We start from the raw sequence: 14,964 nt of genomic DNA on the forward strand, positions 1-14,964 counted from the left end.
TGTTTCATGCGCTTATTGTGCCTGGCAGGCTTCGGGTTGAACAGCATGATATGGGCGAGTTTTGAACACTTTCCTTAGAAGCAGTGTAGGAAGCAGCGAATGCGATGGAAAGAGGCTACCATTGAACTCACTGTTTTCCACAGTGAACAATGAGTGTATGGATACGCAAAATATCGAAGATCTCTGGATACATCTGCACTGGCTCACGATGCTCGCCGAACAGGGCACCTACACGGCGGCGGCGGCACGCCTCGGCGTCAGCAAGGCCGCGATGAGCCAGCGCATTTCCGAACTCGAACGCGCGGCGGGCATTTCGCTGGTGCAGCGCACTACACGCAGCGTCCGCCTGACGGAAGCCGGGCAGCAGCTCGTCGACAGCACGCGCGGCCAATATGCGCAGATCGCCGCCAGCTTCGCGCGGGTCCGTGAGCTATCGGGCGTGCCGCGCGGCCTCGTGCGCGTGACGGCGCCCGTGGCGTTCGCGCGTCAGCAACTGGTGCCGAAGCTGCCTGAGTTCCTGTCGGCGAATCCGCAGGTCCGCGTGCAGCTGGAGGTATCCGACAGGCTCGTTTCACTGGCGACGGAAGGCTTCGACCTGGCGATACGTCACACGGCCGAGCCGCCCGATACGCACGTTGCCTGGAAGCTGTGCGACACGCATTCCGTGATCGTCGCGACGCGCGCCTATCTGCGAAAGCGCGGCACGCCGCGAACGCCGGAGGATCTCGCTGCCCACGACTGTCTCTTCTATCCGCGCTCGACAGGGGAACCGATGTGGTCGTTCGAGCGCAACGCCGCGCGCAGGAAAGCGGCGCGCCCTGTGACGTTGCCCGTGAACGGGCAGTTTTCCGCGAACAACAGCGAGACGCTGCGTGACGCCGCGCTCGAAAGCCTGGGCATTGCGCTGGTGCCGGACTTCACCGCTCAGGCCGCCGTGCAGGCGGGCAAGCTGGTGGTCGTGCTGCCCGACTGGCGAGTCACGGGTGCGTTCGCCGAGCAGCTTTATATCGTGCGGCCGTATGCGTCGCATGTGCCGCGCGCGGTCGGGCTGTTCGTCGGCTATCTGCGCGAGCGGTTCGCGAACGGATTTCCCGTTTAGGGCGACGCCATCAGAAGAAGACGATAGGGGCACGAGCCCAGATCGGCCGGTCGACCCGTCGCGGAAAAAATGCTGGCGGTGAGGACGCGTTCCTTCGTCTGCCCGCCTATTACGGTCTGCTTGCGCGCGATCTGAACGGAGTACATTTTTTATTGTTGACTCGATCCGCCGCGGCGCGGCGCCGCCGCTTTGAATTCGCAGTCGGCGTGGCATAGAGTGCTAGGGTCTGGACATGTCTGCCCGACGCTGCGACCGTCAGCGAAACGACAGGCCGACTGCCCTGCACGAGGAGAATCGACATGGCCGACGCACAGATCGAGATCATCCGCAACCTGCTCGCGTCGGCGCCGCGTCCAGCCGGACTCGCCGAGCGGCGCGAACGCCTCGTGTCGCTATTCGGCGGCTATCCGTTGCCCTCCGACGTCTATGTCGAGGCCGTCGATGCGAACGGCGTGCGCGCCGAATGGACCAGCACGCCCGCCGCCGATCCGACGCGCGTCGTGCTGTTCCTGCATGGCGGCGCGTACATCGCCGGCGGACTGGCCACGCATCGGCACATGGTCGCGCAAGCGGGCCGCGAGGCGCGCACGCAAACACTCGCGCTCGACTACCGGCTCGCGCCCGAGCATCCGTTTCCCGCCGCCGTCGACGATGCGATCGCGGGCTATGAATTTCTTCTCACGCATGGCTATGAACCCGCGAACATCGCACTTGCGGGCGAAAGCGCGGGCGGCAGCCTCGCGCTCGCGACGCTCGTTTCGCTGCGCGACATGGGCATCGGGCTGCCCGCGTGTCTGTGGCTCAGTTCGCCGTGGGTCGATCTGGAAATGACGGGCGAAACAATGGTGTCCAAGTCCGCCGTCGATCCGCTGATCCAGAAGGCGTATCTGCAGGAAGCCGCTGCGGCTTACCTGAACGGCGCCGATCCGCGCAGCCCGCTCGCGTCGCCGCTTTACGCGAACCTGCGCGAGCTTCCGCCGATGCTCATCCAGGTCGGCACGGCCGAAACCTTGCTCGACGACGCGCTGCGCGTCGCCCGCCGCGCAGCCGAAGCGGACGTGCGCGTCACGCTGGAGGCCTGGCCCGACATGATTCACGCGTGGAGTCTGTTCTATCAGCAACTCGATGACGGACAGCGTTCGCTCGCCTCGATGGGCGCGTTCGTTCACGCGATGCTCAATCCCGATCCCGAAGCTGCGTGACCCGGCGCCGGACGTGGCGCCGGACGCGCCGGGCCCATCACGTGCCGGAACCTTGGACGCGGGATCGCGTCAGCGTGTATAAACGTCGAAAGAGCGAGCGGCGTGTCGATGCGTATCTATGCATCGTGCATAGGTATGTTTGATGCGCACAGTCAGGACCGTTGACGCCATTCCAACCACGCTGCGCGCAGCGCCCGTTGCTCCGCTCAATCATGCAAGCGCCACTGGCGTCACACGGAGCCGCCCCACGATGAATGCCAGTCACGACCGTCAGATCGACACGACCGATATTGCCGCGCAACTCAATCGCGAGCGCTCGGCGAATGCGCGCCTGAGAAAGCTGATCGATGCGCACTCGCGGATCGCTGCCGCGAAGCTGGACCTCGACCGCTTTTTGTCCGTCGTCACGGATGCGCTGCTCGAACTCGTGCCCGCTGCGCATGCATCCGTGGTCGAGTGGGTGGACGACGACGAGATGGTGTATCGCGCATGCAGCGGCACGATCGCGCATCACGTCGGTTTGCGGCTCAAGCGCGACGGCAGCCTGTCGGGTCTCTGCTCGCTCGAAAAGCATCTGCTGTACAGCAGCGATACGTCGAACGATCCGCGCGTCGATGCGCAGGCATGCAAGCGCGTGGGCGCCACCTCGATGGTGGTCGCGCCGCTCCTTTACCAGGCCGAAGTGGCGGGCGTCGTGAAGCTGATGTCCGACCGCACGCAAGCGTTCTCCAGCGAGGATATCGAAACGCTGGAGCGGATCACGTCGCTCGTCGCATCGGGCATGGCGCATCAGCGCGTATTCGTCGAGAACCGCGCGCTGATCGAGCAGAACGCGATGACGATCGCGCGGTTGCGCACCGAGATCAGCTTGCGCGAAGCCGCCGACAGCAAGCTCGAAGCATCGTTGCGGCGCCGCCGTCTCGTGCTCGACACGACCCACGACGCGTTCGTGTGCACCGACGCCGAGGGCATCATCATCGACTGGAACGATGCCGCGACGCGCACGTTCGGCTATGCGCGCAACGCGGTGATGGGCCGCCCGATACTCGAAGCACTGTTTCCGGCGCGCAGACGCGCACGCTATGGCGAACTCGACGTCTTCGGGATCGCGCCGTCACAGGCTGTCGAAGCAGGCAAGGACCCGCATGCGCAAAACAGCACGCATGGCACGAGCGGCTCAAGCGGCAAGAATCGCAGCCGCACGGAGCTTGTCGCGCGCCGCATCGACGGCACCGAGTTTCCCGTCGAACTGTCCGTCTGTCCCGTTCAGTACGACGGCAATACCGAGCTCGCGTATTTCATGCGCGACGTCACCGAGCGCTTCAACGCGCGCGAACTCGACAAGCGCTTTCGCGTGCTCGTCGACGCGATCAAGGACTACGCGATCACGATGCTCGACGCGAGCGGCCATATCACGACCTGGAGCGCAGGCTCGACGCAGGTGATGGGCTATGAGCCACACGAGATGCTCGGCGAACCGGCAGCGTTGTTCTATACACCCGAGGATATCGCGGCGGGCCGTCCGCAGCGCGATCTCGAGCTCGCCGCGCGCGAAGGCCGCGTCGAAACGGAAGAGTGGCGCGTGCGCAAGAACGGCACGATCTTCTGGGCGAACATCATCACGACTGCGCTGCGCGATTCCAACGGCGCGCTGCAAGGCTTCGCGAAGATCACGCGCGACATGTCGCGCAGGCGGCGTCTCGAAGAACTGGAAGCATCGAGCCAGCGGATGAGCCAGTTCCTCGCGCTGCTCGGCCACGAGCTGCGTAACCCGCTTGCGCCGCTGCGCAACGCCGTCAGCATGCTGCAACTGAAGTCCGACGGTCATCGCGCGCTCGTGCCCGAGCACGAACTGATCGACCGGCAGTTGTCGCACCTCACGCGCCTCGTCGACGATCTGCTCGATGCCGGGCGCGTCACGCTCGGACGCGTGCAGATCGCGCCGAAGCCGGTGTCGCTGCAAGCCATCGCGCAACTGAGCATCGAAGGCAGCGCGCCGCTGCTGTCGTCGCGCGGGCAGACGCTGGACGTGTCGATGCCCGACACGCCGCTGTATATCGCAGGCGATCTGACGCGGATGGTCCAGGTCGTGCAGAACCTGTTGAACAACGCATCGAAGTTCAGTCTGGACGGCGCGTCGATCGGACTGCGGATTTTCCGCTCGGGCCGCCTGCTCGCGATCCGCATCACCGACTCGGGGCGAGGCATCGATCCGGACGCGATCGACGCCGTCTTCAATCTTTTCGTACAGGAAACGCCGACGGAAGAACAGGCCGACAAGAGCGGCCTCGGTATCGGCCTGACGCTTGCGCGCGCAATCGTCGATCTGCACGGCGGCCATATCGAAGCGCACAGCGAAGGGCGCGGCAAAGGCAGCGTGTTCACCGTCTGGCTGCCGGAATCGGATCATGCGATCGCCGACGCAGGCGCGCGCGATGAGGCGCCCGCGCCGCCGCGGCTTGCCGATCTGAAGGTGATGGTCGTCGACGACAACGTCGATTCCGCTGACAGCATGGCGACGCTCGTCCAGGCGCTCGGCCACGAAGCGCACACCGTCTATGACGGCGCGGCCGCAATCGAACTGGCGCAGACGCTGCAGCCCGATCTCGTGCTGCTCGATCTGTCGATGCCGAAGATGACGGGCTTCGACGCGCTGCCCCATATCCGCCACGCGCTCGTGTCGCCGGGCGCCGTCATCGCGGCGATGACGGGGCTTGGCACCAGCGAAGACCGCGCGCGAACGGAGGCGGCGGGCTTCGATCTGCATCTGACCAAGCCCGTCGGCTTGCCCGAACTCGAAAGCGTGTTGCGGATCGCCGTCGCGCGCGTGCGCGACTGAAGCAGGTCCGGCCATCCGCGTTGTCGTGGACGGGCTTGGCTTGGCTTGGCTTGGCAAATGCGCCCGGAAGAAAACGATTAACTTCGTCAACGCAACGGCCGGGTCATTAGCAGCCGCCTACGCTCAGAATCCCTGAAAACACGTAATAGCCAACCGGCGCCAAACCTCCTATTGTTAGACAAACGTTTTCCACACCTCGCGGAATTACGCACGCGCCGTATGCGCAGACGGCGCGCTGCGCCCTGCCCGGCGCTCGTCGCCGGCCATCGGAAAGATGCGGCGCGACAAGCGATGCCGCAAAACGGAGACATACATGCAATCTGCCGTCGTCGGCGTCGTACGCGCCGCCAGCCGGTTCCGCTGGACAGTCTGTGCGCTGCTCTTCTTCGCGACCGTCATCAACTACATGGACCGGCAGATTCTCGGTCTGCTCGCGCCCGTGCTCCAGCACGAAATCGGCTGGACACAGGTGCAGTACGGCCGCATCGTCATCGCGTTCTCCGCTTTCTATGCGATCGGCCTGCTGTGCTTCGGGCGCGTCGTCGACTGGCTGGGCACGCGCATTTCCTACGCGGGCGCGATGCTCGTGTGGAGCGTGGCCGCCATGCTGCACGCGGCCGTCGGCTCGGTGATGGGCTTCGCCGCCGTGCGCGCGCTGCTCGGCATCGGCGAAGGCGGCAACTTTCTGGCTGCCATCAAGACCACGGCTGAATGGTTTCCGCGCCGCGAGCGCGCGCTCGCGACGGGCATCTTCAACTCGGGCGCGAACATCGGCGCGGTGTTCGCGCCCGCCATCATTCCGCCCCTCTCCGTCCTGTACGGCTGGCGCGCGGCCTTCATCATCATCGGCGCGATCGGCCTCGTGTGGCTTGCCGTGTGGCTCGCCGTCTACCGTCCCGCCGACCGCAGCGCGCAGGGCGAAGACTTCGACGACCCGCGCGACGAAGTCGAAGCGCTCGACGCCCGCAACGCAAACGCCGGCTCGCCCGGGTGGGGCGTGCTGATCAGGAAGCGCGAAACGTGGGCGTTCCTGATCGGCAAGTTTCTGACCGATCCTGTCTGGTGGTTCTATCTGTTCTGGCTGCCGAAGTGGCTCAACGAATCGCACGGCATGGACATGCAGCACATCGGCCTGCCCCTCGTCGTCATCTATGCGATCACGACGGTCGGCAGCATCGGCGGCTGGATTTCGTCGACGCTGCTGCACAAGGGCTGGAGCGTGAACGCCGCGCGCAAGACGGCAATGCTGATCTGCGCGTGCTGCGTGCTGCCCATCGCGTTCGTGTCGCAAGTCGACAACTTGTGGGCCGCCGTCGGCATCGTCGGGCTTGCTGCCGCCGCGCACCAGGGCTGGTCGGCGAATCTGTTCACGACAGCCTCCGATCTCTTCCCGCGCCGCGCGCTCGGCGCCGTGGTCGGCATCGGCGGGATGGCGGGCTCGATCGGCGGTGTGCTGTTCTCCGAAGTGATCGGCCAGGTGTTGCAACGCACGGGCCACTACTGGGTGCTATTCGCGATCGGCGCGCTCGCCTACCTGATCGCGCTGGCCGTCATGCACACGCTCACGCCCCGCATGACGCCCGCAAAACTCGATGCCTGACCGGGAATGCCGCGCCGCATCGCGCGGCGCGCGTGCAGCCATGTCACGCGGGCCGCTCGATTCAGCCGCAAGCCGCCGTCGACTCGCGCACGATCAGACGCGGCTCGAACATCGAATGCTCGGCCTCGGAGCAGCCGGCGAGCGCATCGATGAGCTTGTGCATCGCCAGTTCGCCCATTTGTTCGCTTTGAATGTCCACGGTGGTGAGCGCGGGCGCGGAGTACTCGCCGTATGGGACGTTGTCGATGCCCGTCACGGAGACATCGCGCGGCAGCTTGAAGCCGAGCGACGCGGCCTCTTTCATGAAGCCGAGCGCAATCAGGTCGTTGTAGCAGATCACCGCCTGCGGCCGCTGCGGTCCGAGCATCACGCGCGAGCACGCCTGCTCGCCCGCCTTCGCGGTCGGTGCGTGCGCGTCATGCACGTCGAGTGTGAGGCCCGCTTCCGTCAGGCAGTCGCGCGCGCCGCGAATCCGTTCGTCGTTGATGCGGGCCTGGCCGAAGCCGAGATAGGCGATGCGGCGATGTCCGAGATTCAGCAGATGCCGCGCGAGCATGTAGGTCGACAGACGGTTGTCGATGCCGACGCTCGGAATCGCCAAGCCCGGGCTGCCCCGCAGCAGCACGAGCGGCTTGTTGAGTTCGAGCATCCATTGCGACTCTTCGTCGGGCATCCGCGAACTGACGATGAGCCCGTCGACGCGTTGCGCGAGCGCCTCGATCAGCGAGCGTTCACGCGCCTGGTTTTCTTCCGTGTCGACGAGCAGCAGCGTGTAGTCGTGCTGCAACGCGACGCGGTTCGCGCCCTTCGTGACGTTCGTGAAGTGCGGATTGCTGATGTCGAGAATCGCGAGACCGATGGTGCGCGTGCGCCCCGTGATCATCGAGCGCGCGAGCGGATTCGAACGGTAGCCGAGTCGCTCGACCGCTTCCTTGAGCCTCGCCTCGACGGCAGGCGAAAAGCGTTGCGCGCCGTTCATGTACTTCGACACCGTCGCAACCGACACGCCGGCTTCGCCAGCGACATCGCGAATCGTCGGGGAAACTTTTTTCATTCGAAAGGTAACGTTTTCTTTTGCCGTGAGGAGATTGTCGCAGAAAACGGTGCCGCCCGGACGCCCGTCGACCAGCCGCGCTGCCGCGTGGGCTTATCAAAGCGGCGATTGACGCGATACCGTCGTCACATTTATAGTCGGAAAACGTTTTCCAAAATTGTTGGAGGATCATTCATGAACGAGACAACTGCTGTGTCGCGCAAGCCGTTCCGCCGCCTGCTGCTGACGGGCGCGGGCGGCAATCTGGGCCGTCAGTTGCGCGGCGCGCTGGCGAAATGGGCCGACATCGTCCGCGTGAGCGACATCGTGCCGACGGGCGACGCGGCTTCGCATGAAGAAACGAGCATCGTCGATCTCGCAGACCGCGAGGCCGTGATGCACATGGTCGAGGGCGTCGATGCGATCGTGCATCTGGGCGGCATCTCGATCGACGCGCCGTTCGACGATCTGATCGAGGCCAATATCCGGGGCACGTACAACCTGTACGAGGCGGCGCGCACGCATCGCGTGAAGCGCGTCGTGTTCGCAAGCTCGAATCACGCGATCGGCTTTCATCCCGTCACGGAAGTGCTCGACGCCGACGCGCCGCAGCGCCCGGACAGCCTGTATGGTGTGACGAAATGCTTCGGCGAGTCGCTGTCGCGCTACTACTACGACCGCTTCGGCATCGAGACGGTTTGTTTGCGTATCGGTTCGTCGTTTGAGGAGCCGAAAAATCCTCGCATGCTCGTCACGTACCTGAGCTATCGGGATTTCATCGAACTGGTGCGCTGCTCGCTGTTCACGAATCGCGTCGGACACGCGGTGGTCTACGGCGCCTCGGACAATCCCGTCAAGTGGTGGGACAACACGAAGGCCGGCTTCCTCGGCTTCCGTCCGCGCGACAGTTCGGCGCAATTCGCGGAACGCTTCCCCGCCACGGCGCCCAATGCCGAATTCGACGATCCGGCGCAGCGTTTCCAGGGCGGCGCTTTCGTGCTGGGCGAGCCGATGGAACGCAGCCAATAAGCCGCCATCCAGACGCGCCTCGCCCCCAGAGCGCGGGTGCGGCGGCCACACGGCGCGCGAAAAACCGTGTCGCGCGCCGCGCTGGATAGCGGAAAAACACAACCGTTCCCCATTTTGCGTGACCGCAATGAATTGCCGCGGCCGTTTGGCTGCGTGTACCATGTGACCAGGGCAAAACCCAGTGGAGGATGAACATGGACAGGCATGCAGTGCATTACAGGCGCCACGTCATCATCCCACTTGCGTCCGTCGGCACTCGCGGGTACGCGGCCAGCGTGTTCGTCACCGGCCCGAGCGGACGGCGCAAGGCCTTTGGCATCCTCGGCTACTTTTCTTCCGAGGAAGAAGCGATCGAGTACGCGACGTCGTGCGCTAAAGCCCGCATCGAAGGCAATCTGATCCCCGGATTGCCGCGCAAGCTGAATGCCGTGCGGCACTGGTTCCTGCGTCACGGCATGCGCCGGCCGGCGTCACTGTCCGAGTTCAGTCCGCGGGATTGATCGGACGATAGCTGCGTCGCAAACGGCATGCGTGCTCGACACGCAAGCTAAACCGAAGCGTCCGATAATCGGAGAACCTTCCACCCGCCGCCGTTGTCGCGCGGCGTTCGGCGCATCTTTTTTGACGCGTGCTTCTCTGGTTGTCGCTCGTCCATTCCGTCTCATCAGGCCCGTCTATTGCTTTTATGGTTCTGATGAAAGGCGCGAGCCATCGTTTTCCATTGCTGGTTCACGCCGTTTGAACGCCATCTGCACGTATGATGACTACCCGTAAGATAGTGATGATCCTTGTCGGGCTCCTGCTGGGTGCAGCAGGGACCACGTACCTGATGCTGCTTCAGGCAGACCGCCGGGCGACAGCCGAAGCGACGGCCGGCATGGATGAATCCACGCCCGCGGCTGCCGTCGATTCGCGCGTCAGCGAAAGTCATGTGACGGAAGGCAGCATCAGCATGTCGAGGCCGTCGAGTGCGGTCTCGAAGAGCACGGCTGTCACGCAGCAACCGGTTTTGCCGGCGCCTGCACCGGCGCCTGTTCCCGCGCCTGCGGCCGTCGCGCCCGCGCCGAGCCCGTCGACTGCGGCCATCGCACCCGCACCCAGCCCCGCTCCAGCAGCCGAACAGCCGAAGCCCCAGCTACAACCCGCGCAACCGTCGACGGCCGTCGCCTCGATCCACGCCCCGGACGCGGGCGCGCCGAAGGTGGTTCCGTCGCCGCGCACGCAACGCGGACGCGACAGCCTCGAACGTCGCACACCGGCGGCGCTCCAAGGCCCGACGCCGGAGACGGATGAACTGGTGCGCGAATCAGCGAAGCTCGATCCTTCTTTGCCGCCGCCTGCGTCGATGCCGCCCGTCGACATCAGCACCGATGCCAATCCGGGTGCCCGCCCGAGCACGAATCAGCACGGCTCATCTCAATCGGGCGCGGCGATGACCAACCAACTGGTGCGTCACCCGGCGAAGACCGATCCCTCGCTGCCGCCGCCCGATATGTCCGCTGTCCGCACCGCCACCGAGCAACGCATCGCGAAGCCGGGCGCGGGCTCGAACCCGGTCGCGGCCGCTATGACGGAGCAGCTCGTCAGGGACTCGGCCAAGCTCGACCCTTCGCTGCCGCCGCCGAAATAACCGGCTTTCACGCGCTCAAGCCAAGACAGCGCCGTTGCTTTCGCAGCGGCGCTGTCGCGACTCACTTTCGTCTGCTCAAAACGGCTCAGACCGCGAAATCGGTCGATGCCGACAACGTCATCCACGTCTGCGTTTCCTCTGTCACGTACGCGTTCTTGTGCGCGATGGCCTTCAGCGTGTCCGTGCCGAGCGGCAGGCGCAGCGGCGGCGTCTGTGCGTCGGCGAGCGCCACCATCGCGGTCGCCAGCTTCTCGGGATCGCCCGGCTGATTGTGGTTCATTCCGACGGCAAAGCGGCGCACCTTGCCCGACGTCTCGTCGTAGTCGTCGATGATTTCCTTGCCGACGACGAGCGACGATGCATCCAGGAAGTCGGTCCGGAAATAACCCGGCTCGACCACCGTCGCATGAATGCCGAGCGGCTTCAGCTCGGCGTGCAACGCCTCCGTGATGCCCTCGACCGCGAACTTCGTCGAGCTATACACGCCAAACCCTGCTGCCGCGCGATAACCGCCGATCGACGACATGTTGACGACATGTCCCGAGCGCTGCGCCCGCATCACGGGCAGCACGGCGCGCGTCACGTTGAGCAGGCCGAAAACGTTGGTGTCGTACATGCGGCGCACGTCGGCGTCGCTCGATTCCTCGACGGCCGCGAGCAGGCCGAACCCGGCGTTGTTGATCAACACGTCGATGCGGCCGAACTTCTCGACGGCGGCCGCGACAGCCGCTCTGGCTTGCGCGTCGTCGGTGACATCGAGCGCCACGGGCAGCAGCGCGGGCGACTCGCCGAGCCGCTCGGCGATCGCGGCCGCATTGCGCCCCGCCGCGACCACTGCGTTGCCGTCGGCGAGCGCCGCTTTCGCGATCAACGCGCCCAGCCCGCGCGATGCGCCCGTGATGAACCAGACGCGCTTGAACTGCTGTTTCGTGACATTGCTCATGGTGTGCTCCTAAGTTCGTCGTGAAGGTGAAACGAAGCATAGGGCGCCCGATTCGCACGAACTAGCCGTCAATTGCTAGACTGATAATCAACTTTTCTTTGCGAATCGGGGGACGCTGATGAACGAAGTCCGGGCCATTTCGATCTTTGTCCGCGCGGCGGCGCTCGGCAGTCTGCGCAAGGCGGCTGTCGATCAGGGCATCTCGCCGCAGGCGGCCAGCCATGCCGTGATGCAGCTGGAAAAAACGCTGGGCGTGCGGCTGTTTCATCGGACCACGCGCAAACTGAGCCTGACGGAAGAAGGACAACGCCTGCTGCAAAGCGTGGAGCCGGCGCTCGCCACGCTGTCGTCGGCCCTGGACGACGCCCGCCGCTCGAAGGACGAAGTCGCGGGACCCTTGCGGGTGAGCGCGCCAAAGGCACTCGGGCGGACGGTGCTGTGGCCGTCCATCCTGCAGTTTGCGGCGCTCTACCCCGACGTGAAACTCGACGTGCGTTTCGACGATCATTTCACCGATCTCGTCAGCGATCGCGCCGACGTCGGCTTTCGCGGCGGATCGCCGCCGTCCGAAGGTGCGATTGCCCGGCGTCTGCTGCCCATCCAGTTGATCGTGTGCGCGTCGCCGGCCTATCTCGAACGGCACGGCACACCGCACACCGTCGACGATCTCGCTGCGCATCGCTGCACGGGCTATCGGCGCGCGAACACGGGCAAAGAGGCGCCGTGGGAATTTCTGATCGGCAACGAAATTGTCTATCGCGACATTGCAGCGTCGCTGTGCGCGAACGATATCGATGCGGAGACGGAGGCAGTCCTCGCGGGTCTCGCGATCGGGCAGCTCGGCAGCTTCTCGGCCGTTTCGCACATTCGCGGCGCGCGGCTCATGCCGCTCCTGACGCAACATATGACACAGCGCGAGTCGATCTACATCTACTACCGTCATCGAACCGAGCAGCCGCTGCGCGTGCGCACTTTCATCGACTTTATGATCTCGCGGGTCGCGGACAACAACGACTTCTTTCTCGACCCATCCGAACTGACGCGATAACGCGAGAGGCCCATCTGCGTCGCGCTCAGACATGACTTCGCGCGCTTGGCCGCATGACGCGGGCAAGCGCGCGAATCACACGTCCAGCGGACGCGAACGGCCCGCGCCGTTTATTCCGCCTTGTTGCGCGGCTTGAGCTTGCACCTGGTAGCGCAGCACGGGACGAACGGGCTGCGCTTGCGGCGCGACCTGCATCGGACGACGCGCCGTTGCTGTAGGAGGCGAAACAAACGGGACACGCGTCACGCCATCAGGTGCAAAGGCGGCGCGTATCCATTCGGACTGCTCAGAGACCCAGCTCGCTCAATCCCGGATGATCGTCCGGGCGACGGCCCAACGGCCAAAAGAACTTGCGCTCGGTCTCCTTGATCGGCATGTCATTGATACAGGCAAAGCGGCGTTGCATCAGGCCGTCCTCGCCGAACTCCCAGTTTTCGTTGCCATACGAACGGAACCAGTTGCCCGCGTCGTCGCGCCACTCGTAGGCGTAGCGCACGGCGATCCGGTTGCCGCCGAACGCCCACAATTCCTTGATCAGACGGTAGTCGAGTTCCTTGCGCCATTTGCGCTCGAGAAACGCTTGCGCTTCTTGCCGGTTATTCGCGAACTCCGTGCGGTTACGCCATTTCGTATCGAGCGAATAGGCGAGCGCGACCTTTGCGGCATCGCGGCTGTTCCAGCCGTCTTCCGCGAGGCGCACTTTTTCTGTCGCTGTTTCCAGCGTGAACGGAGGAAGCGGCGGACGGATTTCCTGTTGTTGCGATGTCATTTCTACTCTCCTTGAAAGACTGTTGCCAGGGTGCGGAGTTCGATCTTGCTCTCCGCCTGATCGGACAACGGGGCGAGGCGAGCGCAGCCGCGCCGCCTCGAAACGTGTTCAGCTCGCGCAATCAGAACGGCTTGGTCGGCAGATACTTGCCATCGAGCGTGATGATCGCGCGCTCGCCGCCTTCGGGGTCCTGCACTTTCTGGATATCGAGCTTGAAGTTGATCGCGCTGATGATGCCGTCGCCGAACTTCTCATGCACGAGCGCCTTCAGCGTCGAGCCATACACCTGCACCATCTCGTAGAAGCGATAGATCGTCGGATCGGTCGGCACGCCACCGGGAATGCTGCCGCGCACGGGAATGGTCTGCAGCAGGCGAACCGCGTTGTCGTCCAGATCGAGACGCTCGGCAACCAGTTTCGCCGCGGCTTCGGGAAGCGCGTGCTGGCCGAGCAGCGCCGCCGTCGTATATGCGACGCTCAGGCCCGTGCCTTCGTTGATGGCTTCGAACGTCAGGTTCTTGCGAACCTTCGCGTCGATGATCGCTTCCGTGAGCGCTTCGCGTGCGTTCTGGCTGACTTGAGATTGGGTCATGATGTTGCTCCTTGCTTGATGAACATGAATAAGGCCGGCGTATTGAACGAATGAGCCGACTATCAATGCGCAGCGACGGACTCAGCAGGCGCCGCGGAAACATCCGGATGCTCCGACAGCGATACGAACTGGCGTGTCGTGCTGTCGAGCGCATCGATGAGTGCGATGCGATGAACGTAGGATGAACGCGATCAGCCATAGTGTCCAAGACCGGTTTATGATGATGACTATAGGCAGGACCAATAACTACGACGCGATGAGGCCGACATGCTGCTACGTCATATCCGCTATTTTCTGGCTGTCGCCGAGCACCGGAATTTCACCCGCGCGGCGCAGGCGCTGCACGTCTCCCAACCCACGCTGTCCCAGCAGATCAGGCAACTGGAAGACACGCTGCGCACGCCGCTGCTCGACCGCACGGGCAGAACCGTGCAGTTGACGGACGCGGGCGCGGCGTGGATGCGCTACGCAAAGCTTGCGCTACAGGATCTCGATGCGGGCGTCAGGGCGATTCACGATGTCGGCGAGCTGAGCCGGGGCAATTTGCGTCTCGCTGTGACGCCGACGTTCACCGCGTATCTGGTTGGCCCCGTCATCGACGGCTTCTACGGCGCGCATCCCGGCATCGCGATCGACATTCAGGAGATCACGCAGGATCAGATGGAAGCGCAGCTTGCCGACGACAAGCTCGACGCGGGCATCGCGTTCGAGCCCGTTCACACTGCGGAAATCGAAAGCCAGCCGTTGTTTCGGGAGACCTTGAGCCTCGTGGTCGGCGGCGGCCATCCGCGCGCGACGCGCCGCAAGCCGCTGACCGTGCAGGACTTCGCGACGGAACCGCTGGTGCTTCTGAACAGGGCGTTCGCGACGCGCGGCTACATCGACGAGTACTGCGCGCAGCATCGCGTTCGCCCGCAGGTTGCGGTCGAGGCGAATTCGATCAGCGCGATCGTAGAGATCGTGCGCCGTGGACGGCTCGCCACCGTTTTGCCCGACGCAATCGCGCGAGAACACGGCGACCTGCGCCCCGTCCCGCTCGACCCGCCGCTGCCCGCCCGCACAGCCGCGCTCCTGCAGCGCAAGGGCGCTTATCGGACGGCGGCGAGCAAGGCGTTCGCCGAGGTGTTGATCGCAAGCTTCAAACGTTCGGCAGCGAGCAAGCCTTAGTCGAACATCTGAC

Annotated in this window: 13 protein-coding genes; 9 read left to right on the plus strand and 4 right to left on the minus strand. The window is 64.5% G+C overall.

What is annotated here, in order from left to right; genetic code table 11:
- The first annotated feature begins 157 nt into the window (after positions 1–157).
- The 4 genes from J8I87_RS11530 (at position 158) to J8I87_RS11545 (ending at position 6,740) form a co-directional block, all read left to right on the plus strand.
- Positions 158–1,099: a LysR family transcriptional regulator gene (locus tag J8I87_RS11530; protein WP_209931581.1), complete on the plus strand. Its 942-nt coding sequence runs from the start codon at positions 158–160 to the stop codon at positions 1,097–1,099.
- Between the two features lie 299 nt (positions 1,100–1,398).
- Complete coding sequence (locus J8I87_RS11535) at positions 1,399–2,301, plus strand: alpha/beta hydrolase (protein ID WP_209931582.1); 903 nt, start codon at positions 1,399–1,401, stop codon at positions 2,299–2,301.
- Between the two features lie 250 nt (positions 2,302–2,551).
- Positions 2,552–5,140, plus strand: coding sequence for a PAS domain S-box protein (locus tag J8I87_RS11540; protein WP_209931583.1), 2,589 nt, complete (start codon positions 2,552–2,554; stop codon positions 5,138–5,140).
- A 313-nt stretch (positions 5,141–5,453) separates the two neighbouring features.
- Positions 5,454–6,740, plus strand: a complete 1,287-nt coding sequence (locus J8I87_RS11545) for an MFS transporter (protein WP_209931584.1) — start codon at positions 5,454–5,456, stop codon at positions 6,738–6,740.
- A gap of 61 nt (positions 6,741–6,801) precedes the next feature.
- On the opposite strand, the gene J8I87_RS11550 is transcribed toward J8I87_RS11545, so the two are convergent.
- Positions 6,802–7,869, minus strand: a complete 1,068-nt coding sequence (locus J8I87_RS11550) for a LacI family DNA-binding transcriptional regulator (protein ID WP_245253875.1) — start codon at positions 7,867–7,869, stop codon at positions 6,802–6,804.
- Positions 7,870–7,968: 99 nt separating this feature from the next.
- On the opposite strand from J8I87_RS11550, the gene J8I87_RS11555 reads away from it, so the two are divergent.
- The 3 genes from J8I87_RS11555 to J8I87_RS11565 all read left to right on the plus strand — a co-directional run bounded on the left by J8I87_RS11555 (position 7,969) and on the right by J8I87_RS11565 (position 10,432).
- Complete coding sequence (locus J8I87_RS11555) at positions 7,969–8,802, plus strand: NAD(P)-dependent oxidoreductase (protein WP_209931586.1); 834 nt, start codon at positions 7,969–7,971, stop codon at positions 8,800–8,802.
- A gap of 194 nt (positions 8,803–8,996) precedes the next feature.
- Entirely contained in the window at positions 8,997–9,302 is a 306-nt protein-coding gene (locus tag J8I87_RS11560; RefSeq protein WP_209931587.1) for a hypothetical protein, read from the plus strand.
- Between the two features lie 257 nt (positions 9,303–9,559).
- On the plus strand, positions 9,560–10,432 hold the full coding sequence (locus J8I87_RS11565) for a hypothetical protein (RefSeq protein WP_209931588.1): 873 nt from the start codon (positions 9,560–9,562) through the stop codon (positions 10,430–10,432).
- Between the two features lie 85 nt (positions 10,433–10,517).
- Here J8I87_RS11565 and J8I87_RS11570 read toward each other — a convergent pair whose 3' ends face one another.
- Positions 10,518–11,375 carry an oxidoreductase gene (locus J8I87_RS11570; RefSeq protein ID WP_209931589.1) on the minus strand — a complete coding sequence of 286 codons (858 nt, stop codon included), beginning with the start codon at positions 11,373–11,375 and terminating at the stop codon, positions 10,518–10,520.
- A gap of 118 nt (positions 11,376–11,493) precedes the next feature.
- Here J8I87_RS11570 and J8I87_RS11575 point away from each other — a divergent pair, with 118 nt between their 5' ends.
- Positions 11,494–12,423 (plus strand): LysR family transcriptional regulator, encoded by a 930-nt coding sequence (locus J8I87_RS11575; RefSeq protein ID WP_209931590.1) that lies wholly within the window; start codon positions 11,494–11,496, stop codon positions 12,421–12,423.
- Between the two features lie 286 nt (positions 12,424–12,709).
- On the opposite strand, the gene J8I87_RS11580 is transcribed toward J8I87_RS11575, so the two are convergent.
- On the minus strand, positions 12,710–13,192 hold the full coding sequence (locus J8I87_RS11580) for a DUF1348 family protein (protein ID WP_209931591.1): 483 nt from the start codon (positions 13,190–13,192) through the stop codon (positions 12,710–12,712).
- 121 nt (positions 13,193–13,313) lie between these two features.
- Positions 13,314–13,784, minus strand: coding sequence for a cyanase (gene cynS / locus J8I87_RS11585; protein WP_209931592.1), 471 nt, complete (start codon positions 13,782–13,784; stop codon positions 13,314–13,316).
- A gap of 267 nt (positions 13,785–14,051) precedes the next feature.
- On the opposite strand from cynS, the gene cynR reads away from it, so the two are divergent.
- Positions 14,052–14,951 carry a transcriptional regulator CynR gene (gene cynR, locus J8I87_RS11590; RefSeq protein ID WP_209931593.1) on the plus strand — a complete coding sequence of 300 codons (900 nt, stop codon included), beginning with the start codon at positions 14,052–14,054 and terminating at the stop codon, positions 14,949–14,951.
- Positions 14,952–14,964: the final 13 nt, after the last annotated feature.

This window comes from Paraburkholderia sp. LEh10 (genome assembly GCF_017814945.1).
Taxonomy (GTDB): domain Bacteria; phylum Pseudomonadota; class Gammaproteobacteria; order Burkholderiales; family Burkholderiaceae; genus Paraburkholderia.